Here is a 25,076-nt window from a genome sequence, read left to right on the forward strand (position 1 = left end):
GAAGGGCCGCAGAGCGGCCCCAATGACATTCAAAGCATCGGTGAAACGCTAGGCTCCTGCTTGGGCCACGCATCCAGCACGGCCTTGATCAGCGTCGCCAGCGGGATGGCGAAGAATATCCCCCAGAACCCCCATAGCCCGCCAAACAGCAGCACCGCGCAGATAATCGCCACCGGGTGCAGGCTCACCGCCTCGGAGAACAGCAGCGGTACCAGCACGTTGCCATCCAGCGCCTGGATGATCGCGTACACCGTCATCAGGTAGATGAACTGGTCGCCCCAGCCCCACTGGAACAGCGCAATCAGGGTCACCGGCACGGTCACGACCACCGCGCCCACGTAAGGCACCACCACCGACAGCCCCACCAGCAACGCCAATAGCGCTGCGTAATTGAGCCCCAGGCTGATGAAGGCAATGTAAGTGGCAATGCCGCAGATCAGAATCTCGATACCCTTGCCGCGGATGTAGTTGGCGATCTGCCGGTTCATCTCGCTGCCCACCCGGTTCAGCAAGGTGCGCTGGCGCGGCAGGTAGCCGCTGACCCAGCGGCCAATGAGTTCGCGATCCTTCAGGAAGAAGAACACCAGAATCGGCACCAGCACCAGATAGATCATGGCATTGACCAGCAGTGGCAGGCTGGACAACGAGAAGGTCAGCGCCCATTGACCAAACTTGCCAATTTCACCGCGCACCGATTCGATGGCGTGCAATACCTGCTCGTCCGACACCAGGTGCGGATAACGCTCCGGCAGCAGCAACAACAACGACTGCCACTTGCCGAGCATGCCCGGCAGCTCGTTGAACAGCGTGATCAGCTGGTGCCACAGCAGCGGTACCAGCACCAGCATGAACACCGCCAGTGCGCCCATGAACAAGGCGAACACCAGCATCACCGCCAGCCGTGTAGGTACGCGCACGCGCTCCAGGGCGTTGACCAGCCCCTGCATCAGAAACGCCAGCACCATGCCCGCCAGCACCGGCGCGAGCATGCCACCCAGGGTGAGCACGGCGGTAAAAGCCAGGAACAACAGGACCGCCAGCACCACCGCTTCCTCATCGGAGAAGTAGCGCTGCACCCAGTCGCGAAGCACTTTGAACATTGACGATCCTTGGAAAAGACTCAGGCCTTGCGCAGCCAGTAAGTATAGGTACCGGCCTCGGCCGTTTCTTGCAGCAGGGTATGACCGGCCAACTGGGCGAAAGTGCGGAAGTCGCGCTGGGAGCCTGCGTCCGTGGCGATAACCTTGAGCACCGCGCCACTGGCCAGGCGATTGAGCTCCATCTTGGCCTTGAGCAGTGGCAAAGGGCAATTCAGCCCGCTGGCGTCCAGTTCGGCGTCGCAGGTCAGGGTGTTACTCATCGCAGGGTCTCCAAAGGCATCGCCAGGGTGCTTCTTGGCATGGCTGGCTAGGATAGCGCCACTGGTCGCCAACGTGTGAGCCCGCTACAGTAGGTATCTTTGATCCGACGCGAGCTTCATGCATGAATCTACTGCGCCCTACCCTGCTGACGCTGGCCTGCCTGATGGCCCTTCCCGGCCATGCTGACGACCTGCCATCACTGGGTGATGCCAGTTCTGCGATCGTCTCGCCGCAACAGGAGCACCAACTGGGCCGTGCCTGGCTCAGCCTGCTGCGCGGCCAGGTCAATCAGCTCAACGACCCACAGCTCAAGGACTACGTCGAAACCAGCGTGTACAAGCTGGCCGAAACCAGCCAGCTGCAGGACCGGCGCCTGGAGTTCATCCTGATCGACAGCCGCGAGCTGAACGCCTTTGCCGCCCCGGGTGGCATTGTCGGGGTCAACGGCGGGCTGTTCCTCAACGCCCAGACCGAGGGTGAATATGCCTCGGTACTGGCCCACGAACTGGCGCACTTGTCGCAACGCCACTTCGCACGGGGTGTCGAGGCCCAGCAGCGTATGCAGTTGCCGATGATGGCAGCGCTGCTGGCCGGCATCGTGCTGGCCGCAGGTGGCGCCGGCGATGCGGGCATCGGCATGATTGCCGGCACCCAGGCGGCGGCCATTCAGGAGCAACGGCGCTTCTCGCGCCAGAATGAACAGGAAGCCGACCGCATCGGTATCCAGAACCTGGAAAAGGCCGGCTACGATCCGCGCAACATGCCGACCATGTTCGAGCGCCTGGCACGCCAGTATCGCTATGACGCCAAACCGCCGGAGTTCCTGCTGACCCACCCGGTGACCGAATCACGTATTGCCGACACCCGTAACCGCGCCGACCAGGCGCCCAAGGGTGGTATCGAAGACAGCATGCGCTACCAGCTGATCCGCGCCCGGGTGGCACTGACCTACGAAGGCACGCCGGGGCTTGCCGCCAAGCGCTTCCGCGCCCAGCTGGACGAAGACCCAAAACTGGATGCCGCACGTTATGGCCTGGCCTTGGCACAGATCAAGGGCGGGCAATTGAACGAGGCCCGTGAAATGCTCAAGCCGCTGCTGGCCAAGGCGCCCAACGACATCACCTACAACCTGGCGCAGATCGACCTGGACATCACCAACAACCGTCTTGCCGACGCCCAACAGCGCGCCGAACGGATGCAGGGGCTGTACCCGGGCAACTACCCGTTGAAACAGGTGCGTGCCGACCTGCTGGTGAAACAGAACAAGCCGGCTGAGGCCGAGAAGGTGTTGAACGAGCTGGTGAAGAGTCGGCCGGATGACCCGGATGTGTGGTACGACATGGCCGAGGTGCGTGGCTTGTCGGGCAATACCATTGGCTTGCACCGGGCGCGTGCCGAGTACTTCACGCTGGTCGGCGACTTTGATCAGGCAATCCAGCAGCTGGATTACGCCAAGCGCCGGGCGGGTGGGAATTTCCCGCTGGCCTCACAGATTGACCAGCGCCAGCGCGAGATCATGGAGCAACGGCGCATGGTTCAGGAAATGATGGGGCGCTGAGGATTTTGGGGGCGCTTTGCGCCCCAATCGCGACACAAGGCCGCTCCCACAGGGATCGCGCCAGCTTTTAGAAATTGAGCAAGACAGTTACTCCCACATGACCCTGCATACGCCGATCATTGTGGGAGCGGCCTTGTGTCGCGATTGGGCCGCAAAGCGGCCCCGGCAACCTCAAGCGTTACCGGAAAGTTTCAGCCGCGCCGCCTGGGTAAAGTCCAGCATGCGATTAAGCGGCTTGATCGCCTTGGGCACCAGCGCCGGGTCAACGAAAATCTCGTTGGTGCCATTACGCAGGCAATCCAGCACCCGCTCCAGGGTGTTCATCGCCATCCACGGGCAGTGCGCACAGCTGCGGCATGCCGCGCCGTTGCCGGCGGTGGGGGCTTCGACGAATTCCTTGTCCGGGCACAGCTGCTGCATCTTGTAGAAGATGCCGCGGTCGGTGGCGACGATGAAGGTTTTGTTCGGCAGGGTCTGGGCAGCCTTGATCAGCTGACTGGTGGAACCCACCGCGTCGGCCAACTCGATCACCGCTTCCGGCGACTCGGGGTGCACCAGGATCGCAGCATCCGGGTACAGCGCCTTCATGTCAGCCAACTGGCGCGACTTGAACTCTTCGTGAACGATGCAGGCACCGTCCCACAGCAGCATGTCGGCACCGGTCTGCTTCTGGATGTAACGGCCCAGGTGCTGGTCCGGGCCCCAGATGATGGTTTCGCCGTTGTCCATCAGGCTTTCGACAATTTCCAGCGCGCAGCTCGAAGTCACCACCCAATCGGCGCGCGCCTTCACCGCTGCGGACGTGTTGGCGTAGACCACCACGGTGCGCTCAGGGTGCTGGTCGCAGAAGGCCGAGAACTCTTCTACCGGGCAGCCCAGGTCGAGCGAGCAAGTGGCCTCCAGTGTCGGCATTAGCACGCGCTTTTCCGGGGTGAGGATTTTTGCCGTCTCGCCCATGAAGCGCACACCGGCCACGATGACCGTTTCGGCCGGGTGGTTCTTGCCGAAACGGGCCATTTCCAACGAGTCGGACACGCAGCCGCCGGTTTCTTCAGCCAGCGCCTGGATGACCGGGTCGCAGTAGTAATGGGCAACCAGCACGGCATTCTGGGCTTTGAGCTCGGCAGCGATGGCCGCACGGTATTCGGCCTCCTGCTCGGCTGTCAGCGGGTTGGGCTGCTTGGCGTCGAGGTGGGCCTGAACCAAAAGGCGTTCGGAAATCTGGGTCATGATCGCTGGACCTGCAGGCGCGCTTGCGCGTCAAATCGAGTGTATCACCCGGCCCTGGCAGATCGGCTAAGGGTGCCGGACGGCATGCTGACCGCCACGGCCCTCTGCGGGCGCGGATTATTATCGGAGGCCGAAGGCTACAGACAATCCAGCGATTACTAAAGGGGTTTTTGTAGTGCTTGTGCGGGCCCCTTCGCGGGTGAACCCGCTCCTACACTGTGAAATCCTGGTAGGAGCGGGTTCACCCGCGAAGAGGCCGCAACAGGAGAAACCATCACCCCTGCGGCGACAGGGCCCCCAGATGCGTCGCCATGAACATGGCAAATTCTTCCACGGTCATTTTTCGGCCATTGAAATCGACCATGCCATCGGCATAGTGCAGGCTGCTGACCACATCATCGCCCTGCACGGTGGCCATGCCGCTCTGCAGCGCCATCATACCGACCATCTCCCCCGCCTGGCTCGACTGCATGGCAATCGCTTGCGCATCGGTCTGGCCATCCAGCAAGGCCTGCAAGGTCGCCAGGTCACCGATCATCGGCTTGGACAGTGACAGCTTGCCTTTCACCTCCGTGATGATCTGCTTGCTCAGCTGATCCGGCGGCAGGTCGAAGCTGGCCGGCGCGGCGAGGTCCATCGACAGGTTGAAGCGGCTCTCGCCATTGGCGGTCTTGAACGACAGGTTTTCCACCGCCAGCTTGGGCTTGGCGGCCAGCAATTTCTGCAAGTCACCCTGGAAGCGGGCCTTTTCGGCGTCGTCCATCTGGATCTGCGGCACCGGCTGGCCAGCCGCACTGGCGGCCTCGAACTCCGGCAAGTGCGACTGGTACCACTTCGACAAGGCCTGCAGCGCCGGGGCGTTTACCGAAGTCACGCTCACCGCCATCTGCGCCTTGCCTACCGCGCGGCCATCCCAGCTGATGTCGCCGACCTTGTACGCCGCGCGGCCACCTACGGTGTCCGTGCCGTCGAGGGTTTGCAAGGCGTTCTGTTCCAGGCCCTTGATCAACAGCACCTGCTGTTTCGGCCCAAGTGTGACCTTGGCTTCAGCCAACGCCAGATCGACGTTACCGACATAGATGGCATCGTGCGCGGTGGCTGCGAGGTTACCGCCAAACGTCAGCCCTTTTAGCTCGAACGTGGCCGGCGGCTGGTCGTCATGCACACGCTTCATCACCAGCCTGTCGGCCTGGCCGCGGAACTTGGAGGCCTTGCCCTCCTTGTCCCCACTGACTTCGAACTGCATACCCGAGAAGTCGAAGGTGTTGCCATCCGCTTCGTCAAACTTGAGCGGCGCCAGCTGAACCTGGCTGACCACACTGCCGCCGTAACCCAGGCTGGTCTGTGCGCTGATCGGGGCCTTTTCACCCGCAGCGGCGAACCATGGCGCGACGGCTTCATCCTTCTGCAGCGTGCTGTTGCTGACCGCCATTACCGGCATCAGCTTCAGTGCCCTGACCCTCGACCAGGGAAACGGGCCGTGCTCGATCTGGTCGGTCACGCCCACGTCAAAATTGATCACCTCGCCCTGCCCCACGTTGATGTCGCGAGCCTTGAGCCGGTACTGGGCAGTGCTGCTGAAGAGATGCTGCTCCAGCGACACACGCTCGATGCTCATGCTACCACCGGTACTGACCAGGGCCTTTTTGAGTTCGGCGTTGCTGCGTGCAAGGGCGTTGTCCAGCTCTGCCGGCAGCTGCTTGCCGGTGTACCAGGCGCCTGCGGTGGTTGCGACGGCAATGGCGATAGCCAGGCCGGAAAGGATGCCAACTGATTTCTTCATGAATAGAACCGATTGCTGTCCGTAAGGGCTTCGAAGGCGGCCAGAGGCCACGCAGAAATCGAAGAGTACCACCCCCGATTGGGCCGAGTGCTGGCCCAGCTCGAGAAATGCCATTTTTCGGACACATCCGACAGCCAGGTGAAACAAGCAAAGGACTCGTTAATTTTTACGAACACTCAAATTGATCAGAATCGCAAAAAAACGCACAACAACCGAACAAATCCCGTATTTAATCGATAAATATTTCAATTTTGCAACATCTTGTCATGTTTAACTTGACACCCACCTACCCATCGTTTTTTATTTTCACCACTTTGCGCGCCCCACCGCGCCTTCCGCCGCTCCAACATAAAGGTGAACAATATGGAGCCCACCCGCTCGCCCTTGCCGCATGCGCAATACACTGTGCCCGTCGTTTACGCCCAGCAGCAGGAGCCATGCCAGCATGCAGCCTGACCACAGCGCTTCCGGCAACGGCCAACTTCGCAAAACCCTGCGTCTCTGGCACGTGATCATCATCGGCCTGGCCTACCTGACCCCGATGACCGTGTTCGACACCTTCGGCATCGTCAGCGGGATTACTGCCGGCCATGTACCCAGTGCCTACATCCTGGCATTGGCCGGCATCCTGTTCACCGCGGTGAGCTATGGCACCCTGGTAAAACGCTTCCCGCAGTCGGGCTCGGCCTACACCTACACCCAGCGCGCGATCAACCCGCACGTGGGCTTCCTGGTGGGCTGGTCTTCGTTACTGGACTACCTGCTGCTGCCGATGGTCAACGCACTACTGGCCAAGCTGTACCTTTCGGCCATGTTCCCGGAAGTGCCTGAGTGGATGTGGGTGGCCGGCTTCGTCACCCTGATCAGCCTGATCAACATGCGCAGCGTGAACCTGGTGGCCCACTTCAACCTGCTGTTCGTGGGTGTACAGGTGGCGATCATCGCCGTGTTCATCTACCTGTGTGTGCGCGGCCTGGACCAGGGTGAAGGGCTGGGTACCACCTGGAGCCTGATACCGTTCGCCGACAGCCAGACCCAGTTCAGCGCCCTGGCCGCCGGTGCAACCATCCTGTGCTTCTCGTTCCTGGGCTTTGACGCGGTCACCTGCCTGTCCGAGGAAACCCGCGATCCGGCCAAGACCATTCCCCGGGCGATCTTCCTCACCGCACTGATTGGCGGTGTGGTGTTCATCACCGTGTCGTACTTCATTCAGGCCTACTTCCCGACCATGGCCCGCTTCCACGACCAGGAAGCAGCCCTGCCGGAAATTGCCCTGTACGTTGGCGGCAAGCTCTTCCAGTCGATCTTCATCGCCTGCACCGTGATCAACACCATCGCCTCGGGCCTGGCCTCGCAAACCAGCGTGTCACGCCTGCTGTATGTAATGGGCCGCGACAACGTGATCCCGGCCAGCGTCTTCGCCCGCCTGCATTCGCGCTACAAGACGCCAGTGCTGAACATTGCCGTGGTAGGGCTGATTTCACTGTCGGCAATCTTCTTCGACCTGGTCACCGCCACTTCCATCATCAACTTCGGCGCCCTGGTCGCGTTCAGCTTCGTCAACCTGTCGGTGATCAACCACTGCTACCTGCGCGAAGGCAACCGTAAAGGCCTGGCCAACCAGCTGAAGTACCTGGTACTGCCGACCATCGGCTTCTGCATCATCGTCTCGCTGTGGCTGGACCTCAACGCACATTCGCTGATGTTTGGCGGCATCTGGGCTGCGCTCGGGCTGGTCTACCTGGGCTGGCTGACCAAAGCCTTCCGCGCGGCACCGCCCAACTACGTCGCCGAATGACCCACGCTGCCAACAACGCCCGCGCCTGATCGCGGGCGTTGCATTTGTTCGAAAAGGAAAGCCCTCATGCCGCTGCGTCGCCTCTCCATCCAGTGGAAGATCACACTCCTCGCCGGCCTGTGCCTGCTGGCCATTGTCGCCTTGCTGGTAGCCACCTCGCTGACCCAGGCCCATCGCAGCGCCGCCCTGGTCAACCAGGCCAACACTGCCATGCTCGAAGACAGCGCCCGCCAGCGCCTGCAGGCCCACGCCGAAACCCAGGCCTTGCGTATCCAGCGCTACTTCATGGACGCCTACCAGTACGGCAATGGCTTTGCCCGCCTGGTACAGGTGCTGAAGGACCGTGGTGGTAGCGACCTGCGCGCCGAACTGACCCGCCAGGCGCGTGCCAGCCTGGCCGGCAACCCGGATGTGATTGGCCTGTACCTGGTGTTCCAACCCAATGCCCTGGACCAGCAGGACAGCCACTACCTCGGGCAGGACGCCCTGGGCAGCAATGAGAGCGGGCGTTTCTCGCTGTACTGGTCCCAACCAAGCCCCGGCACCCTGGAACTTGAAGCCATGCCGGAAACGATGCTCGGCGACACCAGCATCGGCAGCAACGGCGCGGCGAAGAACCGCTGGCTGACCTGCCCGCAGGACACCGCCAGGACCTGCATGCTCGAACCGTACCTCGACGAGGTCAACGGCCGTCAGGTGCTGATGACCAGCATCGCTCTGCCATTGCTGGAACACGGCAAGGTAGTCGGCGTGGTCGGCCTGGACATCGGCCTGGCCAACCTGCAGCAACTGAGCGTGGACGGCCGCCGCGATCTGTTCGACGGCCAGGGCCAGGTGAGCATCGCCACCGCCGCCGGCCTGCTGGCCGGCAACAGTCGCGACGACAGCGTGCTCGGCAAGCCCATGGACAAGGCGGTAGCCGACGGCCTGCTGCGCGTGGCCCACCCCTTCACGCCAATCCCTGACACCGCCCCGTGGCAGGTAGTGCTGGAACTGCCGGAAAGCGTGCTGCAGGCCCCTGCCGTAGCCCTCAACCAGCGCCTTGATGCCCATAACCAGAACGCCAACCTCACCAGCCTGCTGATAGGCCTTGGCACGGCTATCGCCGGTTTGCTGCTGGTGTGGCTGACCGCTCGCGGCGTTAGCCGGCCCATCCTGGCCGTGGCGGCACGCCTGGAAGACATTGCCAGTGGCGAAGGCGACCTTACCCGTCGCCTGGACTACGCCCGCCAGGATGAACTGGGCCTGCTCACCGGCTGGTTCAACCGCTTCCTCGACAAGTTGCAACCGGTCATTGCCCAGGTCAAAGGGTCGCTGCAGGAGGCCCGCGACACCGCCGACCAATCGGCTGCCATCGCCAGCCAGACCAGCAACGGCATGCAGCAACAGCATCGCGAAATCGAACAGGTGGCCACAGCGGCCAATGAAATGAGCGCCACCGCACTGGATGTCGCCCACAACGCCTCGCAGGCGGCCCAGGCTGCACGCGCTGCGGATCAGGCCAGCCAGGAAGGCTTGCAACTGGTGGACAGCACGCGCCAGGGCATCGACCGCCTGGCCGCAGGCATGAACACTGCCATGGACGAGGCTCGAGCACTGGAAGACCGCAGCGGGCAAATCGGCTCGGTGCTTGAAGTGATCCGCACCATTGCCGAGCAAACCAACCTGCTGGCACTGAATGCCGCCATCGAAGCGGCCCGCGCAGGCGAAGCCGGGCGTGGCTTCGCCGTGGTTGCCGATGAGGTGCGCGGCCTGGCCCAGCGCACGCAGGTTTCGGTAGAGGAAATTCGCCAGGTCATCGAAGGCCTTCAGCAAGGCACCCAGGACGTGGTGGGGGCCATGCATGCAGGCCAACGCCAGGCCCAGGACAGCGCCGCACGCATGGAGCAGGCATTACCGGCACTGCAGCGTATTGGCGAGGCCGTGGCGGTGATCAGCGACATGAACCTGCAGATTGCCTCGGCGGCGGAAGAGCAGAGCGCGGTGGCCGAGGAAGTGAACCGTAACGTGGCCGGCATTCGAGACGTGACAGAATCACTGGCCGGGCAGGCCGATGAATCGGCACGCATCAGTCAGGCCCTGAACCGGCTGGCCAACCAGCAGCAGGCGCTGATGGAGCAGTTTCGCGTTTAGCCTGTCAGGGCCTCTTTGCGGGCACGCCCGCCCCCACAGGGACTGCACAGCCCCTTAGGGTTACGCCGAACCTGTAGGAGCGGGCGTGCCCGCGAAGAGGCCCTGACAGGCACCGCACCATTGTTATTCTTGAGCACAACTTATGCCTAATCCAACCCGATCCACTTTCTTCGACATCACCAGCGAACAAGGGCTATTACGCACCTCGATCGCCGCCACCCTGTTCATCGCCACCATCGGCATCGCCTTCGGCCTTGCCTCCGGCTCGTTCTCCATCGTCTTCGACGGTGTGTACTCGCTGGTCGACGCCAGCATGAGCGGGCTCTCGCTGGTAGTGGTCAAGCTGATCACTTCGCACACCACCAGCGTGCAGATGTCGCGCAAGCTGCGCGAGCGCTTCACCATGGGTTTCTGGCACCTGGAGCCCATGGTACTGGCACTCAACGGCATTCTGCTCGGCGGCGTGGCCATCTACGCGCTGATCAACGCCGTCAGCAGCCTGCTGCAAGGCGGGCGCCACCTGGAGTTCGGCATTGCCATGGTCTACGCGGCGTTGACGGTGATCACCTGCGTGACCATCGCCGTCATCGAGGCCCGCGCCAACCGCAAACTGAAGTCAGACTTCGTGCGCATGGACGTCAAGGGCTGGGTGATGTCGGCCAGCATCACGGCCGCACTGCTGATCGCCTTCTGCTTTGGCTATGCCGTGCAAGGCACTTCGCTGGAATGGGTATCACCCTATATTGACCCGGCGGTGCTGGCGCTGGTGTGCCTGGTGATCGTGCCGTTGCCGATGTCGGTGGTGCGCCAGGCGCTGTCTGAAATCTTCCTGGTCACCCCTGGCGACCTCAAGCTGCACGTAGATGAGGTGGCCAAGGCCTTCGTCGCTCGCCACGGCCTGCAGTCTTACCGCGCCTATGTCGCCAAGGTCGGGCGTTCGCGGGAGATCGAACTGTATTTCATCGTGCCCAAAACCATGGCGGCGAAAACCATCGATGAATGGGATGCCTGGCGCAACGAGATTGGCGACGCGGTAGGCGGAGAAGGGCCGGACCGCTGGCTGACCGTGGTGTTCACTGGCGACCCGGAATGGGCCGAGTAATTGGTGGGCGCTCTGCGCCCTTTTTCCGAAACCCGTAGCGCAAACGAAAAAGCCCGCGACCATTTCTGGTAGCGGGCTTTCACGTACTGCGTATGGTGGGTCGTGTAGGATTCGAACCTACGACCAATTGGTTAAAAGCCAACTGCTCTACCAACTGAGCTAACGACCCATTTGATGGCGCGTATAATACTGATTTCTAACGAGAATTCAACACCCCATCACGATTTTTTCAAAAATACCGAGTCGGGTCTTCGATTCCGGCGGCCTTGAAACCATCGGCGCGCAGGCGGCAGCTGTCGCATTTGCCACAGGCGCGGCCGTCATCGTCGGCCTGGTAGCAGGAAACGGTCAGGCTGTAGTCCACACCACGGGCCATACCGGCCTGCACGATCTGCGCCTTGCTCATGTTCTGCAGCGGCGCCTGGATGCGGAAGCCCTGCCCTTCTACGCCAGCCTTGGTCGCCAGGTTGGCCATGCGCTCGAAGGCCTCGACGAACTCGGGACGGCAATCCGGGTAGCCGGAGTAATCCACGGCATTGACGCCAATGAAGATGTCGCGCGCTTCCAGCACTTCGGCCCAACCCAGCGCCAGCGAAAGGAACACGGTGTTGCGCGCCGGCACATAAGTGACCGGAATGCCTTCGCCCGGTGCTTCCGGCACGTCGATGCTGCTGTCGGTCAATGCCGAACCGCCGATGCCGTCGAGGTTCAGCCCAATCACCTTGTGCTCGACCACACCCAAGTCGCGGGCCACGCGGGCAGCGGCGTTCAGCTCGGCGCGATGACGCTGGCCGTAGTCAAAGCTCATGGTGTAGCAGCTGTAGCCTTCGGCCTTGGCCATGGCAACCACGGTGGCCGAGTCCAGGCCGCCGGACAACAGGATTACTGCGCGTTTTTCTGTCATGTGTACGTGCTCCTCAATCAACGTCCGGGCTCGTCGTTCCACAGCAGCTTGTGCAGCTGCAGTTGGAAGCGTACGGGCAGGTTGTCAGCAACGATCCAGTCAGCCAGGTCACTGGCGTTCACCTGATGATGGCTAGGTGAGAACAACACCTCACCAGCACGCTCTGCCAGGTTGTACTGGATCAGCTTGGATACCGCCCAGTCATAATCCTCGCGGGAACAGATGACGAACTTGACCTGGTCGTTACGCGTCAGCTGCTCGATGTTCTCGTAGCGGTTACGGTGCGACTCTTCGGAGCCTGGGGTTTTCAGGTCGACCACACGGCTGACGCGGGTGTCGGTGCCGGCAATATCCAGCGCACCGCTGGTTTCCAGCGACACCTCGTAACCAGCGTCACACAGCCGCTGCAGCAACGGCAAGGCGTTGGGCTGGGCCAGCGGTTCGCCACCGGTGACACAGACGTAGCGCGGCTTGAAGCCGGCGACCTGCTCAAGGATCGAATCAAGGGTGCGAACGGTACCGCCACTGAAGGCATAGGCACTGTCGCAGTACTGGCAACGCAGGGGGCAACCGGTGAGGCGCACAAATACCGTAGGCAGCCCGGCCGTTCGCGTCTCACCCTGCAAAGAGTAAAAGACTTCGGTGATGCGTAATGTGTCTTGCATGCTCGCCACGGGCGTGACAGCTAAACAGGCTGTCCGCCTCCGTCAGGCACTGTCGCGGACTCGACATCGCGTTATCCGCAGCAGCGTGTTTACGAAAAAAGGGCAGTGATTCTAACGAAAAAACCCGCGACTGGCGCGGGTTTCTTTCGAGCGGTACAGCGACAATGCCTAGAGCTTCTGCAGGTCACGCTGAGCCAGTTGAGCGGCAGAGGTGCCGGGGTACTGGGTGACGACCTGCTGGAGGATGCCTTTTACCTTGTCGGTATGGCCCATACGGCGCTCGACATCAGCCAGTTTGTACAGCGAATCTGGCACCTTGCTGTGCTTCGGGTACTTTTGGCTGACCTGGGCAAAAGCCTGGCTGGCGCCTTGCAGGTCACCCTTGGCCAGGTTCACTTCACCCAACCAGTACTGGGCATTACCGGCGTACTGGCTGTTGGGGTACTTGCGCAGGAAGGCGTTGAACGCCTGGCTGGCCTTGTCGAAGTCTTTCTGTTTGATCAGGTCGAAAGCTGCGTCGTAATAGAGCTTCTCTTTCGCCGGATCACCGGGCTGGCTACTGCCGGCCGGTTGTTGCGCAGCAGCACCTGCTGCGGCATCGGGGGCGGCATTGGACGCACCACCACCGGAGGAATTGTCAGGGGTTGCGGCAGGCGCAGCGCCACTGTTGATGCGACGGTCCAGGTCCTGGTAACGCTCCAGGTTTTCCTGCTTCATGCGCGACACATCGTTTTGCAGCTCTTCGATGATGCCTTGCTGGCGGGAAAGCTGATCCTGCATCTGTTGCAGCTGCATGAACAGCTGGCCCTGTGCAGAGGCAGGGGCCGAAGCCCCTGACCCGGCATAGGCGCCGCTCGTGCCATAACCCGCAGGCGGATAGCTGCCTGCGTTGTCATCTACTACAGGGACCTCAGCCCAGGCCGCAAGCGGCAGGCTGAGTGCGAGGACGGTTACTACACGGCGGCACATACGCATAAGAACTTACTTACGCAGTTCTACGCGACGGTTCTGAGCCCAGGACTGCTCGTCGTTGCCGGTAGCAACTGGACGCTCTTCGCCGTAGGAAACCAGTTCCAGCTGAGCAGGGGAAACGCCCTGCAGAACCAGGTAGCGCTGAACGGCTTTCGCACGACGCTCACCCAGAGCCATGTTGTACTCGCGGGTGCCGCGCTCGTCGGTGTTACCTTCCAGAACAACACGGTTGCCGTTGGCTTTCAGGTCCTTGGCGTGAACGTCCAGAGCGCGCATGGCTTCTGGCTTCAGGTCCGAGCTGTCGTATTCGAAGTAGAAGGTGGTGATTGCGCGCAGGGCGGCTTCTTCGCTCAGGGAGCCGTCAACAGCGCCAGTGTTGGCACCGTAGCCAGCGTTAGGGTCTACAGCAGCGCCTTCGCCTGCGTTATCACCGCCCTTCGAGGAGCAACCTACAGCTACGGCCATGGCCAGAGCCAGCGCAGCAAATTTACCAAACTTCAGCATTTCCATCGTGAAACTCCTAATGAAACCCCAGTGTGTTAAGCAAAATGTATTACGCCGCAATCAGTTCAGGTAAGGGGACCAGGACGGTTCTCTGACTTCGCCTTGAGCGGTAGGAAGTGGGAGCCTCACGCGGCCATTAAGCGACACGAGCATCAAGACTCCCCGGCCCTGCTGGCGGGTGGCGTAGATTAGCATGGTGCCGTTTGGCGCAACAGTGGGAGACTCATCAAGACTTGTTTCAGACAGAATCTTTACACTTCCGCGCTGCAAGTCCTGTGCCGCCACTTTGAAGTTGGTAAAGCCCTGTTGGCGATGAATCATTACCAGGGTCTTTTCGTCCGCCGAAAGTTTCGGGTTGGCGTTGTAGTTACCTACGAACGTTACGCGCTCGGCACCACCACCACTGACCGACTGTTTATAGATCTGCGGTTTGCCGCCACGGTCGGAAGTGAAGTAAAGGGTGTTGCCATCTTTGCCCCAGAACGGCTCGGTATTGATACCCGGGCCTGCAGTAACACGGCTGATCTGGCGCGAGGCCACATTCATCACGTAGATGTCCGGGTTGCCGTCCTTGGACAGCACGAACGCCAGGCGCGAACCGTCAGGCGACCAGGCTGGCGCACCGTTCAGGCCTTCGAAGTTGGTCACCTGCTCGCGGCGGCCAGTATCGATGTTCTGCACGAAGATACGTGGGCGCTTCTGCTCGAACGAAACATAGGCGATCCGTTTGCCATCTGGCGCAAAGCGCGGCGACAGGATCGGCTCACGCGATTGCAGCAGGGTCACCGCACGCGCACCGTCGTAGTCCGAACGCTGGAGGGTGTAGCGGGTGTTGTTGGTGGAGAAACGCTCGGCCGTCACGTACAGCATGCGCGTAGAGAACGCGCCCTTGATGCCGGTCAGCTTCTCGAACGACTGGTCGGCAATGTAGTGCGCCATGTCGCGCAGCTGGTCGGTGCTGCCCGCCACGCTGCCGGTCAGCACTTGCTGCTCGGTGGCGACGTTGAACAGCGCGTACTGCACCTGCAGGCGACCGCCCGACGGCACGATGCTGCCGACCATCACGTACTGTGCACCCAGCGCTTTCCAGTCACGGAAGATCACTTCGCTGGCCTGCGACGGCTGGCTGATCATGTTCTGCCGCGGAATTGGCGAGTAGTAGCCAGAGTTGCGCAGGTCATTGCCAATGATGTCGGCGATGTCTTCGGGCAGCACGCTGCCGCCCTGCAGACCGAACGGTACTACCGCGATGGGCGTGGCCCGGTCGCTGCCGCTGGTAACCAGGATGTTCTTTTCTTCTGCCACCGCCATGCCTGCCACGCAGCAGAGCATGACCAGCAGTCCTCTCAGACGTTTAATCACAACGCTAGATCCTCAGGTGTAAATGTCATCTTGAACGAACGATATTGGTTGAAATCGCTCGGCTTCATACCCTGCATCTCGGTCAAACGACCAATGTTCTTCACCGCAGCCACCGCCGAACTGTCATACGGGCCGTCACCACTGGAACGGGCCACGCTGACACTGGTGATGGTACCGTCCGGCAACATGTTGATCTGCAGGACCACCGTCATGCCCTTGCGCGCGGAAGGCGGACGTGCCCAGCCCTCGGCCGCGCGCATACGGATCAGGTCGTCGAAGTCGCCGGCCACCTGGTCACCCTGCTCGTCGGCCAGCGCTTGCTGCCGCTCGGTGGTATCGGACAACAGCTCGGCCAGTGCCTGGGCTTTCTTGTCTTCTGCCGCCTTGCGGGCCGCTTCCTGTGCCTTCTTCTTCTGGGCATCTGCAGCGGCCTTTTTCTTGGCCTCTTCAGCTGCCTTCTTCTTCGCGTCCTCGGCCGCCGCTTTCTTCTTGGCGTCCTCGGCTGCTTTCCTCTTGGCCTCTTCGGCTGCCTTTTTCTTGGCGTCCTCGGCGGCTTTCTTCTTCGCCTCTTCAGCGGCCGCTTTCTTGGCCTCTTCTTCGGCTTTTTTCTTGGCTTCGTCCTCGGCCTTCTTCTTGGCGATGTCGGCCTGCTGTTTCTCGGCAGCTTTCTTCGCCTCGTCGGCCTTCTTGGCTTCGGCAGCTTTCTTGGCCTCGGCAGCCTTGGCGGCTTCAGCGGCCTTGGCAGCATCCTCGGCTTTTTTCGCCTCGGCGGCTTCGCGGGCCTCTTCGGCCTTTTGAGCGGCGTCAGCTTTCTTTTGTTCCGCGGCCTTCACGGCCTCCTGCTCGACCTTCTTCTGTTCCAGCTGCTCGACTTCGGTCTGGCGCGAAGCGGTTTTCTTCGCCTCCCCGGCAATCTTCTGATTGGTCTGGGTGGTTGCCTGGCTCTTGGACTTGAGCTGGTACAGGGTCGCCTGAACGATCGGCTTGGAAGGCGGCAGCTCCGGCGTCATGGCAAAACTGACGAACAGCAGGGCGAACACCAGCACATGCAGGCCGATGGCCCAGACACTGGGCCAGAAGTAGCTTTCCGAGGCGGATGGCTCTCGCTGTTGCATCAGGGCGCCTCGGTAATCAGGCCAACGTTACCGACACCGGCCTTCTGCAACCCGCCCATGGCACCCATGACCGCGCCATAGTCGACAGCCTTGTCGCCACGAATGAACACCTGGGTCTGCTTGCCCTGGTCACGGCCGGCAGCAATGATCTTGGTCACGGCGTCGGTCATGGCCGGCAAGGTCATGGCTTTGTCCATCTGCTTGTCGGTATCGACTTCGCTGCCGAGGTTCCAGTAATAGGTTTTATCGGCCTTGATGGAGATGGTGAGGATCTGGACGTTGTTGTCCTGCGGCAAGGCTTCGCTGGAAACCTTGGGCAGGTCGACCTTCACGCCCTGGTTGAGCATGGGCGCCGTCACCATGAAGATGACCAGCAGCACCAGCATCACGTCGATGTAGGGCACCACGTTCATCTCGGCGACGGGCTTGCGTTTGTGGCGAACTCGGGCCATGGGCTTCTACCTGATTACTCTTCGCTGGTGTGCACTTTGCGGTGCAGGATCGCCTGGAACTCGTCGGCGAAGGTGTAGTAACGGCCGATCAGTACTTCACTGCGCGCGGCGAAACGGTTGTAGGCAATAACAGCCGGGATTGCCGCGAACAGGCCGATGGCGGTAGCGATCAGTGCTTCGGCGATGCCCGGAGCAACGGTAGCCAGGGTGGCCTGCTGGGCGCTGGCCAGGCCGCGGAAGGAGTTCATGATGCCCCACACGGTGCCGAACAGGCCGATGTACGGGCTGGTCGAACCAACGGTGGCCAGGAACGGCAAGCTCTGCTCGAGTTTTTCTTCCTCGCGCGAGATGGCCACACGCATGGCACGGCCAACACCTTCCATGACGGCGTCCGGGTCAACACCCGGCTGCTGGCGCAGGCGCGAGAACTCCTTGAAACCGGCACGGAACACCTGCTCCACGCCGGAGTCCGGGTCTGGGTTGCTGCCTGCCTGGCGGTACAGCTTGGACAGGTCGATGCCTGACCAAAAGCGCTCTTCGAAGGCATCCAGCGCACGACGACCGGCGCGCAGCATGGTGCTGCGCTGGAAGATCATGATCCATGAGGTGACCGAGGCGGCCACCAGGGTCAGCATTACCAGCTGTACCACCACGCTGGCATTGCTGACCAGACTCCACATGGAGGTATGGTCGACGACGTTAGCTTCCACGCTTATTCTCCTGCATTCGATTGATTACCCGAGCCGTCCGCCGCAAAGGCGTCGCGCAGCTGGGGGGGTAGGGCTCGGGGTTTGAAAGTGTCGGCGCGCACGGCAGCCACCAGGAACTGCCCTTCGCAAAGCAGCGTTTCATCCTTTTCCCGCCAGACCTGCTGTACGAAACGCAAGCTGGCGCGATTGAGTTCAAGTACTTGCGCGGTCACCCGCAATTCGTCATCCAGCCGCGCCGGCGCGTGATAGCGCGCTTCGCTGGAATGGACCACGAACAGCAGGTTGTCTTCAGCCAGTTGCGACTGGGAAAAGCCCAGGTGCCGCAGGCGTTCGGTGCGCGCGCGCTCCATGAATTTCAGGTAGTTGACGTAATACACCACGCCGCCCGCATCGGTATCTTCGTAATAGACGCGACACCGGTGTGCGAACGGTTCGAGCTGATTTTGCGCGCGCATACTCTAGTGCTTACTCCTCAGCTTGCCAATCCGCTGTGGCAACTGTTTTTTCTTCATTAATGTCTTATTGCCAGCGCACCCAGGGCATGCCAGCGGTAGGACCACGAAAAGTCGCTTTCGATCTGTCATTCATCGCCTGGCTCGGAAAAATCGCCCCCCTCCCCCAAGCGCCCGGGAATATTCAGCCCGAAGTGCAGGTAGGCATGCCGGGTGACCACGCGGCCGCGTGGCGTGCGCATGATGTAGCCCTGCTGAATCAGGTACGGCTCAAGCACATCTTCGATGGTATGACGCTCTTCGCTGATGGCTGCAGCCAGGTTGTCCACGCCCACCGGGCCGCCATCGAACTTCTCGATCATGGTCAGCAGCAGGCGACGGTCGGAATGGTCGAAACCACGCTCGTCGACATCCAGCAGGTTCAGCGCCATGTCAGCCACAGCCTTGGTGATCTGGCCCTTGCCGCGCACCTCGGCGTAGTCACGCACGCGGCGCAGCAGGCGGTTGGCGATGCGCGGCGTGCCACGGGCACGACGGGCGATCTCGTAGGCCCCCTGGTCTTCGATGGCCAGGCCAAGGATGTTGGCCGAACGGCTGACAATGGTGCTCAGATCCTTGTCGTTGTAGAACTCCAGGCGCTGGACGATACCGAAGCGGTCACGCAGCGGGTTGGTCAGCATGCCGGCACGGGTAGTAGCCCCCACCAGGGTGAAGGGTGGCAGATCGAGCTTGATAGAACGGGCTGCCGGGCCTTCGCCGATCATGATGTCGAGCTGGAAGTCCTCCATGGCCGGATAAAGCACTTCTTCGACCACAGGCGACAGCCGGTGGATTTCGTCAATGAACAGCACGTCGTGCGGCTCAAGGTTGGTCAGCATGGCTGCCAGGTCGCCGGGGCGCTCGAGAATCGGCCCAGAAGTGCTCTTCACCGACACGCCCATTTCATGGGCGATGATGTTGGCCAGGGTGGTCTTGCCCAGGCCGGGCGGGCCGAAGATCAGCGTGTGGTCAAGCGACTCGCCGCGGCCGCGGGCGGCCTGGATGAACAGCGCCATCTGCTCGCGCACCACCGGCTGGCCAATGTACTCGTCCAGGCTCAGCGGGCGGATCGCACGGTCCTGGACTTCTTCGCGGTCGCGGCCACTGGCGGCGATCAGGCGGTCGGCTTCGATCACTTGGAAATCATCCCTTTCAGGCTGCGGCGGATCAGCTCTTCACTGCTCAGGCCGGCCTTGTCCTTGATCGCGGCAATTGCCTTGCTGGCTTCCTGCGGCTTGTAGCCCAGCGAGACCAAGGCACTGACTGCATCGGCCTCGGCACTGGACTCGCTGGCAACCGGCAAAGGCCCATCGGACACCAGGGTGAACATGGCCGGCGAGGTTTCCCAGGCCTTGAAACGGTCCTTGAGCTCGACCAGCAAGCGCTCGGCGGTTTTCTTGCCGACGCCCGGCACGCGCACCAGGGCTGAGGTGTCCTGGGCCTGCACGCAGCGCACCAGTTCGTCCACTTCCAGGCCGGACATCAGCGCCAGGGCCAGCTTAGGCCCTACGCCGTTCAGGCGGATCAGCTCGCGGAACAACTCGCGCTCACGTTTTTCGGCAAAGCCATAGAGCAAGTGGGCATCTTCGCGCACGACCAGGTGGGTATGCACCGTGACGGTTTCACCCACTTTGGGCAGACGGTACAGCGTGGTCATGGGTACTTCCAGTTCGTAACCCACGCCGTTGACGTCGATAATCAGGTGAGGCGGTTGTTTTTCCGCCAGGGTGCCGCGCAAACGTCCAATCACGTTCCGATCCTTCCTCTCGGGGAGCCGGTCAAAGACCGCTCAACCCTATCAGCAAATGCAGCGGGTGAATGCATCACCCGAACAAAATGTGTATCAGCGCATGAAGCGCTTACAGACGCAAGCGCCCGCCGCGTCGCCGCGCTGTGCTCAAGCCATGCGGCACCAGGCTGGAGCGGGTGTGGGCGTGGCACAGGGCGATGGCCAGGGCATCGGAAGCGTCGATCTGCGGTTTTTGCGTCAATTTCAGCAGGTGCATGACCATCATCATCACCTGCTCCTTGTTGGCACCACCCGTGCCGGCCACGGCCTGCTTGACCTGGGTGGCGCTGTACTCGGCGATCTCCAGGCCAGCCTCGGCGGCGGCGACGATAGCCGCGCCACGTGCCTGGCCAAGCTTGAGCGCCGAATCGGCGTTGCGGGCCATGAACACCCGTTCGATGCCCATGGTCACCGGGCCGTGCTGAGCAATGATTTCACTGACACCACGAAAAACAATCTGCAGCCGCTCGTGCAGCTCACCGCTGCCGGTGCGGATGCAGCCCGACGCCACGTACTCGCAACCACGGGCGGTCTGGCGTACCACGCCATAGCCGGTGATGCGCGAGCCGGGGTCGATACCTAGAATCAGAGTCATAAAGCCCGTCGAAAAAATGATGCATCTCTACAAACTGCGCCGGCCCTTTCGCGGGTAAACCCGCTCCTACAGGTACTGCACCACATTTGAAATGGGCGTAATACCTGTAGGAGCGGGTTTACCCGCGAAAGGGCCGGCACAGGCGCTATCAAACGCTCAGAGTTGGCACAAAATGCCAAATCACCTTAGCCGAGGTTTTCCATGATCTCATCGGAAATCTGGGCGTTGGAGTAAACGTTCTGCACGTCATCCAGGTCTTCGAGCATGTCGATCAGCTTGAGCACCTTTTCGGCACCGTCCTGGTCGAGTTCGGCGCTGGTGGTCGGCTGCATGACGATTTCCGCGTCAGCGGCCTTGAAGCCAGCCTCTTCCAAGGCATTACGCACGGCATAGAAGCTGTTGAACGAGGTGAACACGTCGAAGGAGCCGTCGTCGTTGGCGACCACGTCATCGGCATCGGCTTCCATTGCCGCTTCCATCAACGCGTCCTCTTCCACGCCCGGAGCAAAGCTGATCTGGCCTTTGCGCTCGAACAGGTAGGCCACAGAACCGTCAGTACCCAGGTTGCCGCCACACTTGGTGAAGGCATGGCGCACGGCCGCGGCGGTACGGTTGCGGTTGTCGGTCATGGCTTCGACCATGATCGCCACGCCACCCGGGCCGTAACCTTCGTAGCTAAGCTCTTCGACATTGTCGCTTTCATTGGTGCCAGCACCACGGGCCACCGCACGATCGATGATGTCGCGGCTCATGTTGGCGCCCAACGCCTTGTCCAGCGCCAGGCGAAGGCGCGGGTTGGATGCCGGATCAGGGCCACCCTGCTTGGCAGCGACCGTCAGTTCGCGGATCCACTTGGTGAAGACCTTGCCCCTCTTGGCATCCTGGCGCTCTTTGCGGTGCTTGATGTTCGCCCACTTGGAATGACCAGCCATAACGACTCCGAATCCTTTGAATCACAAACAGCCCCGCCCCATGACGGGGCGGGACGGGAAAATACCTGCGTCGAAACGCAAAGGCGCATCCATGTGGATGCGCCCGGGGACTGCTTACTCGACCTTGGTCTGTTCGCGCAGTCGGATGTGCAGCTCGCGCAGGGCCTTGGCGTCGACCATGCCAGGGGCCCGGGTCATGACGCATGCGGCGCTCTGGGTTTTCGGGAACGCGATCACTTCACGGATCGACTGGGCGCCGGTCATCAGCATGACCAGACGGTCCAGACCGAACGCCAGGCCACCGTGAGGCGGTGCCCCGAACTTCAGAGCGTCGAGCAGGAAGCCAAACTTCTCTTCCTGTTCTTCTGCTTCGATACCCAACAGACGGAATACCGCCTGTTGCATCTCTTTACGGTGGATACGGATCGAACCGCCACCCAGCTCGGTACCGTTCAGCACCATGTCGTAGGCACGGGACAGGGCAGTGGCCGGGTTGGCCTCGAGCTCTTCCGGCGTGCACTTCGGCGCGGTGAACGGGTGGTGCAATGCAGTGAAGCTGCCGTCTTCGTTCTCTTCGAACATTGGGAAGTCGACGACCCACATCGGCGCCCACTCGCAGGTCAGCAGCTCGAAGTCGTGACCCAGACGAATACGCAGCGCACCCAGGGCTTCGCTGACCACCTTGAACTTGTCGGCACCGAAGAACACGATGTCACCGTCTACGGCGCCAACGCGATCGAGGATGTTGTTGAGGTTGGCCTCAGGGATGTTCTTGACGATCGGCGACTGCAGGCCTTCGACGCCCTTGGCGCGCTCGTTGACCTTGATGTAGGCCAGCCCCTTGGCACCGTAGATACCGACGAACTTGGTGTACTCGTCGATTTTGCTGCGCGGCATGCTGGCACCACCTGGCAGACGCAGGGCGGTAACGCGGCACTTCGGATCGTTGGCCGGGCCGGCGAACACCTTGAAGTCGACATCCTTCAGCTGGTCGGCAACGTCGACCAGCTCCAGCGGAATACGCAGGTCTGGCTTGTCGGAGCCGTAGCGGCGCATGGCCTCTTCGAAGGTCATGTGCGGGAATTCGCCGAATTCCAGGTCGAGCACTTCCTTGAACAGCTTGCGGATCATGCTTTCGGTCAGGCCCATGATCTCGCTTTCATCGAGGAAACTGGTCTCGATGTCGATCTGGGTGAATTCCGGCTGACGGTCGGCACGCAGGTCTTCGTCACGGAAGCACTTGGCGATCTGGTAGTAACGGTCGAAGCCAGCGACCATCAGCAGCTGCTTGAACAGCTGTGGCGATTGCGGCAGGGCGAAGAAGCTACCGGCGTGGGTACGGCTTGGCACCAGGTAGTCGCGCGCGCCTTCCGGCGTGGCTCGGGTGAGGATCGGGGTTTCGACGTCGAGGAAGCCGTTTTCGTCGAGGAAGCGACGGATGCTGCTGGTGATGCGCGAGCGCAGGCGCAGCTTGTCGGCCATTTCCGGGCGACGCAGATCGATGAAGCGATAACGCAGGCGAGTTTCCTCGCCGACGTCGGAGTATTCGTTCAGGGGGAACGGCGGGGTTTCCGCTTCGTTGAGCACGTTCAGCTGGTAGCCGAGGATCTCGATGGCACCGGATGCCATGTTGGCATTCACTGCACCTTCAGGACGCTTGCGGACCTTGCCGGTGATCTGCACGACGTATTCGCTGCGCACACGGTCGGCAGCAGCGAAGGTTTCGGCGCGATCCGGGTCGAACACGACCTGGGCCATGCCTTCGCGGTCACGGATGTCGAGGAAGATCACCCCGCCGTGGTCGCGGCGACGATGGACCCAGCCGCAAAGGGTGACTTCCTGGCCGTCCAGGCTCTCGTTCAGTTGGCCGCAATAATGGCTGCGCATCATGATGGTGGTTTCGCTTCTCGTGATTCGTGTATTCGGTGGAGGCCTTGGCCGCCCGGAGGGCTAATACTGCAAGACCCGGTCACAGCATTCAACTCAGTCGGCCTTGTCGCCGCCTGCCAGATTCTTTTTCGCCCCGGTCTTGAAGTCGGTTTCGTACCAACCGTTACCGCTCAGGCGAAAGCCTGGCACCGACAGCAGCTTTTTCAGTGCCGGCGCCTGACAGGCCGGGCAATCGGTCAGCGGCGCGGCGCTGATCTTCTGCAGCACTTCCATGCGGTGCTCGCAGGACGCACATTGATAGTCATAAAGTGGCATGGGTGTCTCTCGTCAACCATAACGCTGGCTGCCGGGGGGCAGCAAAAAGCGGGATTATATATGGTTAGCAAGCACTGCGCAGCCCGCCTGGCGATCAGCGCACACTTGGCGGGTCCTGCAGCCACGCCACGCAGATTACCCGGATCAGCCCGCTGAAATTGCGCACTCCGCCCTGGCGCAGGTGCACTTCACGGTCCACGTAGGACAACACCGCACTGACCGAACAACGGTTGGCAGCAGCAATGCGCTCAAGGATACCCCAGTAGACAGCCTCCAGGCGCAGACAGGTAGAAAAGCCGTTAAGCCGCACGGAACGTGACACCGGCTGCGTCTGCAACATGTCGAAGTCCGCCTTGAACGGGTCGATGCACTGTTTTCCTGGCCAGCTGCCCTGTCCAGCCATACGTTTGCTCGCTTGCATCATGCGCCACACTTCCTCGTCACAGGTACCAGGTGGCCTATGAAGCGCTGACGGGCGAGCTTAAAGCAGCGGCAAAATGTTCCTTCGCAAATACCGGATTGCCAGGCGGAGCCTGTGGGAGCGGCCTTGCGTCGCGATAGGGCCGCGCAGCGGCCCCAGGATCTCGGCAGCATGCATAGATTGCTGGGGCCGCTTTGCGGCCCTATCGCGACACAAGGCCGCTCCCACAGGGGTTACTCAGGCCTCGTGGCAGATGTGCCCGTCGACCAAGGTATAACGCACTGCACCTGGCAGGCGGCTGCCGATGAATGGTTGGGCACCGGCTGCGCCGTTGTTCGCGGGCGTGCCCGCACCCACAGGGGTTGCGCAAGCTTTCCGCCTTGAGCAACGGTTACTCGCCGTCGAGCAGTACCCGCAGCATCCAGGCGGTTTTCTCGTGCACCTGCATGCGCTGTGTCAGCAGGTCGGCGGTCGGCTCGTCACTGACCTTGTCCACCACAGGGAAAATGCTGCGCGCAGTGCGTACCACGGCCTCCTGCCCCTGAACCAACTGGCGGATCATCTCGTCTGCCGGGGGGACGCCTTCCTCCTCCTTGATCGACGAGTGCCGTGCATAAAATGCATACGAACCCGGTGCCGGGAAGCCCAAGGCACGGATGCGCTCGGCGATCGAGTCGACTGCCAGCGCCAGTTCGTTGTACTGCTCTTCGAACATCAGGTGCAGGGTACGGAACGACGGGCCGGTGACGTTCCAGTGAAAGTTATGGGTTTTCAGATACAGCACGTAGGTATCCGACAACAGGCGGGACAGCCCATCGACGATGGACTTGCGATCTTCTTCACTGATACCGATATCGATTGCCATGAAGCTCCCCTTTCCATAAGGCTTGAGACTCAAGCGGGCGCCGACCACTGTAGCAACACTTGTCGCATCCCGCATGTGACATGGCGCAATACATCGCCACTGGGCGGCCCGCGGTTTGAGTAGGCTGCG

25 protein-coding genes, 1 tRNA gene and 2 pseudogenes are annotated in these 25,076 nt (G+C 61.5%); 5 read left to right on the forward strand and 23 right to left on the reverse strand.

The window, feature by feature from the left end; all coding sequences use genetic code 11:
• Positions 1-29 precede the first annotated feature (29 nt).
• Complete coding sequence (locus ACF8Q6_RS13435; protein WP_003254744.1) at positions 30-1,100, reverse strand: AI-2E family transporter; 1,071 nt, start codon at positions 1,098-1,100, stop codon at positions 30-32.
• Between the two features lie 20 nt (positions 1,101-1,120).
• On the reverse strand, positions 1,121-1,360 hold the full coding sequence (locus tag ACF8Q6_RS13440) for a sulfurtransferase TusA family protein (protein WP_003254745.1): 240 nt from the start codon (positions 1,358-1,360) through the stop codon (positions 1,121-1,123).
• A 122-nt stretch (positions 1,361-1,482) separates the two neighbouring features.
• On the opposite strand from ACF8Q6_RS13440, the gene ACF8Q6_RS13445 reads away from it, so the two are divergent.
• Positions 1,483-2,919, forward strand: coding sequence for a M48 family metalloprotease (locus ACF8Q6_RS13445; RefSeq protein ID WP_014590004.1), 1,437 nt, complete (start codon positions 1,483-1,485; stop codon positions 2,917-2,919).
• Positions 2,920-3,090: 171 nt separating this feature from the next.
• Here ACF8Q6_RS13445 and nadA read toward each other — a convergent pair whose 3' ends face one another.
• Complete coding sequence (gene nadA, locus ACF8Q6_RS13450; RefSeq protein ID WP_003254747.1) at positions 3,091-4,149, reverse strand: quinolinate synthase NadA; 1,059 nt, start codon at positions 4,147-4,149, stop codon at positions 3,091-3,093.
• Between the two features lie 274 nt (positions 4,150-4,423).
• Positions 4,424-5,932 carry a YdgA family protein gene (locus ACF8Q6_RS13455; RefSeq protein WP_392491640.1) on the reverse strand — a complete coding sequence of 503 codons (1,509 nt, stop codon included), beginning with the start codon at positions 5,930-5,932 and terminating at the stop codon, positions 4,424-4,426.
• 445 nt (positions 5,933-6,377) lie between these two features.
• On the opposite strand from ACF8Q6_RS13455, the gene ACF8Q6_RS13460 reads away from it, so the two are divergent.
• The 4 genes and pseudogenes from ACF8Q6_RS13460 to ACF8Q6_RS13475 all read left to right on the forward strand — a co-directional run bounded on the left by ACF8Q6_RS13460 (position 6,378) and on the right by ACF8Q6_RS13475 (position 10,965).
• A complete protein-coding gene (locus ACF8Q6_RS13460; protein ID WP_010952372.1) occupies positions 6,378-7,730 on the forward strand; it encodes an APC family permease in 1,353 nt (450 codons plus the stop codon).
• 285 nt (positions 7,731-8,015) lie between these two features.
• Positions 8,016-9,005, forward strand: a pseudogene (mcpU, locus tag ACF8Q6_RS13465) (methyl-accepting chemotaxis protein McpU); the annotation flags it as partial.
• 102 nt (positions 9,006-9,107) lie between these two features.
• Complete coding sequence (locus ACF8Q6_RS13470) at positions 9,108-9,863, forward strand: methyl-accepting chemotaxis protein (RefSeq protein ID WP_370688784.1); 756 nt, start codon at positions 9,108-9,110, stop codon at positions 9,861-9,863.
• A 142-nt stretch (positions 9,864-10,005) separates the two neighbouring features.
• On the forward strand, positions 10,006-10,965 hold the full coding sequence (locus ACF8Q6_RS13475) for a cation diffusion facilitator family transporter (RefSeq protein ID WP_014589999.1): 960 nt from the start codon (positions 10,006-10,008) through the stop codon (positions 10,963-10,965).
• A gap of 93 nt (positions 10,966-11,058) precedes the next feature.
• On the opposite strand, the gene ACF8Q6_RS13480 is transcribed toward ACF8Q6_RS13475, so the two are convergent.
• The 19 genes and pseudogenes from ACF8Q6_RS13480 to ACF8Q6_RS13570 all read right to left on the reverse strand — a co-directional run bounded on the left by ACF8Q6_RS13480 (position 11,059) and on the right by ACF8Q6_RS13570 (position 24,947).
• Positions 11,059-11,134 (reverse strand) — tRNA-Lys (locus ACF8Q6_RS13480).
• Between the two features lie 60 nt (positions 11,135-11,194).
• Positions 11,195-11,887, reverse strand: a complete 693-nt coding sequence (queC, locus tag ACF8Q6_RS13485; RefSeq protein WP_076403786.1) for a 7-cyano-7-deazaguanine synthase QueC — start codon at positions 11,885-11,887, stop codon at positions 11,195-11,197.
• A complete protein-coding gene (queE, locus tag ACF8Q6_RS13490) occupies positions 11,887-12,534 on the reverse strand; it encodes a 7-carboxy-7-deazaguanine synthase QueE (protein WP_003254753.1) in 648 nt (215 codons plus the stop codon). Before queE ends, queC begins: the two co-directional genes overlap by 1 nt.
• 168 nt (positions 12,535-12,702) lie before the next feature.
• Positions 12,703-13,509 carry a tol-pal system protein YbgF gene (gene ybgF, locus ACF8Q6_RS13495; RefSeq protein WP_003254754.1) on the reverse strand — a complete coding sequence of 269 codons (807 nt, stop codon included), beginning with the start codon at positions 13,507-13,509 and terminating at the stop codon, positions 12,703-12,705.
• Positions 13,510-13,515: 6 nt separating this feature from the next.
• A complete protein-coding gene (gene pal / locus ACF8Q6_RS13500) occupies positions 13,516-14,016 on the reverse strand; it encodes a peptidoglycan-associated lipoprotein Pal (RefSeq protein ID WP_003254755.1) in 501 nt (166 codons plus the stop codon).
• A gap of 54 nt (positions 14,017-14,070) precedes the next feature.
• A complete protein-coding gene (gene tolB / locus ACF8Q6_RS13505) occupies positions 14,071-15,342 on the reverse strand; it encodes a Tol-Pal system beta propeller repeat protein TolB (RefSeq protein WP_012051477.1) in 1,272 nt (423 codons plus the stop codon).
• A gap of 26 nt (positions 15,343-15,368) precedes the next feature.
• Positions 15,369-16,487 (reverse strand): cell envelope integrity protein TolA, encoded by a 1,119-nt coding sequence (gene tolA / locus ACF8Q6_RS13510; RefSeq protein WP_392489691.1) that lies wholly within the window; start codon positions 16,485-16,487, stop codon positions 15,369-15,371.
• On the reverse strand, positions 16,487-16,939 hold the full coding sequence (gene tolR, locus ACF8Q6_RS13515) for a protein TolR (RefSeq protein ID WP_003254760.1): 453 nt from the start codon (positions 16,937-16,939) through the stop codon (positions 16,487-16,489). Before tolR ends, tolA begins: the two co-directional genes overlap by 1 nt.
• Before the next feature lie 14 nt (positions 16,940-16,953).
• Positions 16,954-17,649, reverse strand: a complete 696-nt coding sequence (tolQ, locus tag ACF8Q6_RS13520; RefSeq protein ID WP_010952367.1) for a protein TolQ — start codon at positions 17,647-17,649, stop codon at positions 16,954-16,956.
• 2 nt (positions 17,650-17,651) lie between these two features.
• Positions 17,652-18,104 carry a tol-pal system-associated acyl-CoA thioesterase gene (gene ybgC / locus ACF8Q6_RS13525; RefSeq protein ID WP_003254764.1) on the reverse strand — a complete coding sequence of 151 codons (453 nt, stop codon included), beginning with the start codon at positions 18,102-18,104 and terminating at the stop codon, positions 17,652-17,654.
• 125 nt (positions 18,105-18,229) lie between these two features.
• A complete protein-coding gene (ruvB, locus tag ACF8Q6_RS13530) occupies positions 18,230-19,276 on the reverse strand; it encodes a Holliday junction branch migration DNA helicase RuvB (protein WP_003254766.1) in 1,047 nt (348 codons plus the stop codon).
• Entirely contained in the window at positions 19,273-19,890 is a 618-nt protein-coding gene (ruvA, locus tag ACF8Q6_RS13535) for a Holliday junction branch migration protein RuvA (RefSeq protein ID WP_003254768.1), read from the reverse strand. The genes ruvB and ruvA overlap by 4 nt, the downstream gene beginning before the upstream one ends.
• Positions 19,891-19,999: 109 nt before the next feature.
• Complete coding sequence (gene ruvC / locus ACF8Q6_RS13540) at positions 20,000-20,524, reverse strand: crossover junction endodeoxyribonuclease RuvC (protein ID WP_003254769.1); 525 nt, start codon at positions 20,522-20,524, stop codon at positions 20,000-20,002.
• A 185-nt stretch (positions 20,525-20,709) separates the two neighbouring features.
• Positions 20,710-21,456 (reverse strand): YebC/PmpR family DNA-binding transcriptional regulator, encoded by a 747-nt coding sequence (locus tag ACF8Q6_RS13545; protein ID WP_003254770.1) that lies wholly within the window; start codon positions 21,454-21,456, stop codon positions 20,710-20,712.
• A gap of 114 nt (positions 21,457-21,570) precedes the next feature.
• Positions 21,571-23,346: an aspartate--tRNA ligase gene (gene aspS / locus ACF8Q6_RS13550; RefSeq protein ID WP_392492728.1), complete on the reverse strand. Its 1,776-nt coding sequence runs from the start codon at positions 23,344-23,346 to the stop codon at positions 21,571-21,573.
• Positions 23,347-23,439: 93 nt separating this feature from the next.
• Positions 23,440-23,661 (reverse strand): FmdB family zinc ribbon protein, encoded by a 222-nt coding sequence (locus tag ACF8Q6_RS13555; RefSeq protein ID WP_003254776.1) that lies wholly within the window; start codon positions 23,659-23,661, stop codon positions 23,440-23,442.
• Between the two features lie 94 nt (positions 23,662-23,755).
• Positions 23,756-24,085, reverse strand: coding sequence for a ribbon-helix-helix domain-containing protein (locus tag ACF8Q6_RS13560; protein WP_003254778.1), 330 nt, complete (start codon positions 24,083-24,085; stop codon positions 23,756-23,758).
• Positions 24,086-24,319: 234 nt separating this feature from the next.
• A pseudogene (locus ACF8Q6_RS13565) lies at positions 24,320-24,424 on the reverse strand (dihydroorotase); the annotation flags it as partial.
• 49 nt (positions 24,425-24,473) lie between these two features.
• Positions 24,474-24,947, reverse strand: coding sequence for a Dps family protein (locus ACF8Q6_RS13570; protein ID WP_012051474.1), 474 nt, complete (start codon positions 24,945-24,947; stop codon positions 24,474-24,476).
• Between the last annotated feature and the right edge of the window lie 129 nt (positions 24,948-25,076).

Origin of the sequence: Pseudomonas sp. GLN_2 (assembly GCF_043106005.1) — a bacterium.
Taxonomy (GTDB): Bacteria; Pseudomonadota; Gammaproteobacteria; order Pseudomonadales; family Pseudomonadaceae; genus Aquipseudomonas; species Aquipseudomonas alloputida.

Bases quoted from the DNA above. Each gene is read 5' to 3' on its own strand.
- tolR (WP_003254760.1), bottom strand. From the start codon at position 16,939: ATGGCCCGAGTTCGCCACAAACGCAAGCCCGTCGCCGAGATGAACGTG.
- nadA (WP_003254747.1), bottom strand. From the start codon at position 4,149: ATGACCCAGATTTCCGAACGCCTTTTGGTTCAGGCCCACCTCGACGCC.
- tolA (WP_392489691.1), bottom strand. From the start codon at position 16,487: ATGCAACAGCGAGAGCCATCCGCCTCGGAAAGCTACTTCTGGCCCAGT.
- ACF8Q6_RS13445 (WP_014590004.1), top strand. From the start codon at position 1,483: ATGAATCTACTGCGCCCTACCCTGCTGACGCTGGCCTGCCTGATGGCC.
- ACF8Q6_RS13555 (WP_003254776.1), bottom strand. From the start codon at position 23,661: ATGCCACTTTATGACTATCAATGTGCGTCCTGCGAGCACCGCATGGAA.
- ruvC (WP_003254769.1), bottom strand. From the start codon at position 20,524: ATGACTCTGATTCTAGGTATCGACCCCGGCTCGCGCATCACCGGCTAT.
- ACF8Q6_RS13440 (WP_003254745.1), bottom strand. From the start codon at position 1,360: ATGAGTAACACCCTGACCTGCGACGCCGAACTGGACGCCAGCGGGCTG.
- ACF8Q6_RS13570 (WP_012051474.1), bottom strand. From the start codon at position 24,947: ATGGCAATCGATATCGGTATCAGTGAAGAAGATCGCAAGTCCATCGTC.
- ACF8Q6_RS13435 (WP_003254744.1), bottom strand. From the start codon at position 1,100: ATGTTCAAAGTGCTTCGCGACTGGGTGCAGCGCTACTTCTCCGATGAG.
- ybgC (WP_003254764.1), bottom strand. From the start codon at position 18,104: ATGCGCGCGCAAAATCAGCTCGAACCGTTCGCACACCGGTGTCGCGTC.
- ACF8Q6_RS13475 (WP_014589999.1), top strand. From the start codon at position 10,006: ATGCCTAATCCAACCCGATCCACTTTCTTCGACATCACCAGCGAACAA.
- tolB (WP_012051477.1), bottom strand. From the start codon at position 15,342: ATGCTCTGCTGCGTGGCAGGCATGGCGGTGGCAGAAGAAAAGAACATC.
- ACF8Q6_RS13470 (WP_370688784.1), top strand. From the start codon at position 9,108: ATGCAGCAACAGCATCGCGAAATCGAACAGGTGGCCACAGCGGCCAAT.
- queE (WP_003254753.1), bottom strand. From the start codon at position 12,534: ATGCAAGACACATTACGCATCACCGAAGTCTTTTACTCTTTGCAGGGT.
- ACF8Q6_RS13455 (WP_392491640.1), bottom strand. From the start codon at position 5,932: ATGAAGAAATCAGTTGGCATCCTTTCCGGCCTGGCTATCGCCATTGCC.
- ACF8Q6_RS13560 (WP_003254778.1), bottom strand. From the start codon at position 24,085: ATGATGCAAGCGAGCAAACGTATGGCTGGACAGGGCAGCTGGCCAGGA.
- ACF8Q6_RS13460 (WP_010952372.1), top strand. From the start codon at position 6,378: ATGCAGCCTGACCACAGCGCTTCCGGCAACGGCCAACTTCGCAAAACC.
- ACF8Q6_RS13545 (WP_003254770.1), bottom strand. From the start codon at position 21,456: ATGGCTGGTCATTCCAAGTGGGCGAACATCAAGCACCGCAAAGAGCGC.
- aspS (WP_392492728.1), bottom strand. From the start codon at position 23,346: ATGATGCGCAGCCATTATTGCGGCCAACTGAACGAGAGCCTGGACGGC.
- pal (WP_003254755.1), bottom strand. From the start codon at position 14,016: ATGGAAATGCTGAAGTTTGGTAAATTTGCTGCGCTGGCTCTGGCCATG.
- ybgF (WP_003254754.1), bottom strand. From the start codon at position 13,509: ATGCGTATGTGCCGCCGTGTAGTAACCGTCCTCGCACTCAGCCTGCCG.